At 58.7% G+C, this 1,319-nt stretch carries 1 protein-coding gene and 1 other annotated feature; the gene reads left to right on the top strand.

What is annotated here, in order from left to right; genetic code table 11:
* Positions 1–50 precede the first annotated feature (50 nt).
* Positions 51–1,285 (top strand): IS3 family transposase gene (locus P3T25_RS48550; protein WP_429364891.1). Its coding sequence is split into 2 segments (ribosomal slippage): positions 51–339 and positions 339–1,285, totalling 1,236 coding nucleotides; the frame shifts between segments, so codons are not numbered across the junction.
* Positions 329–445: a sequence feature (AL1L pseudoknot), on the top strand. (Overlaps the previous gene by 117 nt.)
* Positions 1,286–1,319: the final 34 nt, after the last annotated feature.

The following is a 1,319-nucleotide window of genomic DNA, read 5'->3' as shown; positions in this document are numbered from 1 at the left end:
TGAACCGCCCCGGATTTGGTGGAGGCTCCAATTCTTGAGAAAATGGAGCTATGAACAAGTCGAACAAATTTTCTGCTGAAGTCCGCGAGCGTGCTGTGCGTATGGTGCAAGAGCATCGGGGCGAGTATCCCTCGCAGTGGGCAGCGATCGAATCCATCGCCCCCAAGATCGGCTGTACGAGCCAGACGCTGCTGGGATGGGTCAAGCGAGAAGAAGTTGATAGCGGTGAGCGTGAGGGCGTCACGACGTCGGAACGTGAGCGCCTCAAGGCACTGGAGCGTGAGGTTAAGGAACTGCGCCGTGCCAATGAGATCCTGAAGCTGGCGAGCGCATTTTTCGCCCAGGCGGAACTCGACCGCCGCCTGAAGTCCTGAAGGCCTTTATCGATCAGCATCGCGACACCTTCGGGGTCGAGTCGATCTGCAAGGTCTTGCGGATTGCCCCGTCTGGCTATCGGCGTCATGCCGCACAGCTTCGCGATCCGTCGCGGCGTTGTGCCCGAGCGAAACGCGATGAGTTTCTGAGTCCGGAAATCAAGCGAGTCTGGCAGGCCAACATGCAGGTCTACGGCGCAGACAAAGTCTGGAAGCAGTTGAACCGGGAGGGTATCGCGGTGGCACGTTGCACCGTCGAGCGGCTGATGAAGCAACAGGGTTTGCGCGGTGTGAGGCGTGGAAAGCGAGTTCGCACGACGATCCCCGACGTATCGGCTCCACGCCCGCTCGACCGGGTCAACCGTCAGTTCAAGGCTGACCGGCCGAACCAGCTCTGGGTTTCGGATTTCACGTACGTCTCGACGTGGCAGGGCTGGCTTTATGTCGCATTTGTGATCGACGTGTTTGCTCGGCGCATTGTCGGCTGGCGCGTCAGCTCGTCGATGACCACGGACTTCGTTCTGGATGCACTTGAACAGGCGCTGTACGCTCGACGGCCGGACAATGACGGAACACTGATCCATCACTCCGATAGAGGTTCGCAATACGTCAGCATTCGCTACAGCGAACGGCTGACCGAAGCAGGCATCGAGCCGTCGGTTGGCAGCAGGGGCGACAGCTACGATAACGCGCTGGCTGAAACGATCAACGGGCTGTACAAGGCAGAAATGATTCATCGTCGTGCGCCGTGGAAAACGCGTGAGTCTGTCGAATTGGCGACGCTGGAATGGGTAGCCTGGTTCAACCATCATCGGCTGATGGAACCTCTCGGCTATATCCCGCCCGCTGAAGCTGAGGCAAACTACTACCGGCAATTCAGCAATACCATCGCTGTGCCGGCATCAACTTAAACCAACCAGCCTCCACGATTCTCGGGGCGGTTCA

It is taken from the genome of Paraburkholderia sp. GAS32, from assembly GCF_050434225.1.
Lineage (GTDB): Bacteria > Pseudomonadota > Gammaproteobacteria > Burkholderiales > Burkholderiaceae > Paraburkholderia > Paraburkholderia madseniana.
Note: the sequence above shows the minus strand (reverse complement) of the source record. Positions and strands in the feature narration are given on the sequence as shown.